Source organism: Ruegeria sp. CH8 (assembly GCF_056536985.1).
The window spans coordinates 1-1,539 of record NZ_JBQFQR010000071.1; the positions used below are offsets into that span (position 1 = coordinate 1).

Genomic DNA, 1,539 nt, shown 5'->3' on the forward strand with positions numbered 1-1,539 from the left:
TGTTGCAACCAAGTAGAAATGTCCCTGGGTCTGCAAAGTAGAAATGTCCCGGTTGCCGGGAAACGGTAGTGCAGCCTGGCAGGGTGGAGACCTCAAACATCGGAGCCCTGGCTGGCTGCGCGGTCCTTTTTCGCCACTCTTGCGAGCTTTGAATTCCAGCCGTTGTTGCGCCGACCTGTTGGGTTGTAGCGTGTGGCCTGAGTGCCGACGCGGCGCTTCTTCGGGGGTGCTTTGTCCTGCTCTTGCTTGATGTGCTCCAGCACTGCGCTCAGCCGCTTGTTCCCGATGATCGCCGCGTGGCTCACACGTTGATCTTTGTCGTAAGCGGAGTAGGGCAGTGGAACACCCTTTGACCGGAATTCCAGCGTACCGTCCTGGAATTCATAGCTGTCCACATATTTGCCAACGAGGCCACGGGTGAGGTCGTTCTCTTCAAGCGTGATCCGCTTGCGGTCGTAACGCAGCACCAGGTTCCGGTCGACGTAGCGCTCGTCGCGCCAGCACAGGATGTCCCGCAGACGGTCGGGCTCGACATTCAGGGCCCGGTGCAGATTGTCCGGACGTCGCGGCGATTTGGCAAACCTGGCATTATAGCATTGCATGAACCCCGGCAGGAATTCGTTTGCAGCTTCCATGTCCGAGATGCCAGCGAGCCGCAATTCCTTCACCAGCCGATCCTGGAGCGTGCGGTTGGCACGCTCAACACGGCCCTTGGCCTGGCTGCTGTTGGCGCAGAGGATCTCGATGTTCAACTCATTCAAAGCGCGACCAAACTGGGTCATGCCATGGCCCGACTTCGCACCTTGCTGCGCCACCCGAAACACGGTGTGCTTGTCGGAATAGAAAGCTACAGGGCGACCGTGCTCGGCCAGGTAGCCTTCAAGTGCTTCGAAATAGCTGAAGGTGCTTTCCGACTTCACGAACCGTAGCTGCATCAACGTGCTGGTCGCATCGTCGATGAAGACAAGCAGCGTGCAGGGCGGGGCGCGATCTTCGAACCAGCGGTGGTCAGATCCGTCGATCTGGATGAGCTCGCCAAAGGATTCCCGGCGCAAACGCGGCTGGTGGAACGTCCTGCGCTGTTTGCGAGATAACCAGATTCCGTCTGCCTGCATCCATTTGCGCAGCGTCTCGCGCGAGACTTTCAGATCGTGATGTTCCAACAACATCTCAGCTGCCAGTGTCGGACCAAAGTCAGTGTATCGTTCTTTGACGAGTGCCAGGGCAAACTCTCGAACGGCCGGATCAATACGATTGTTGGATCTACGGTCGCGCGCCTTGTGACGCAGCGCAGCCGGACCATCAGTCTGGAAAACCCTGAGCAAACGGTGAACTTGTCTGCGGCTCAAGTTCAGAACATTCGCGGCAGAAACCACCGTCATGCGGCCTTGGGAAACCTGACTCAGTACTTCAATACGATTAAGCTCGCGCTCGCTCATGACAACCAATCCCACCGTCACACTCCAATCCTGCCTGCTCGACAGAGAAGTGTGACACTTCTACTTTGCTAATATGGGACATTTTAACTTTGCTGCTTCA

General features: G+C 57.1%; 1 protein-coding gene. It reads right to left on the bottom strand.

Features of this window, described 5'->3' with window-relative positions:
* Nucleotides 1-92: 92 nt before the first annotated feature.
* Nucleotides 93-1,454 carry an ISNCY family transposase gene (locus ACR0ER_RS25535; protein ID WP_480471928.1) on the bottom strand — a complete coding sequence of 454 codons (1,362 nt, stop codon included), beginning with the start codon at nucleotides 1,452-1,454 and terminating at the stop codon, nucleotides 93-95.
* Between the last annotated feature and the right edge of the window lie 85 nt (nucleotides 1,455-1,539).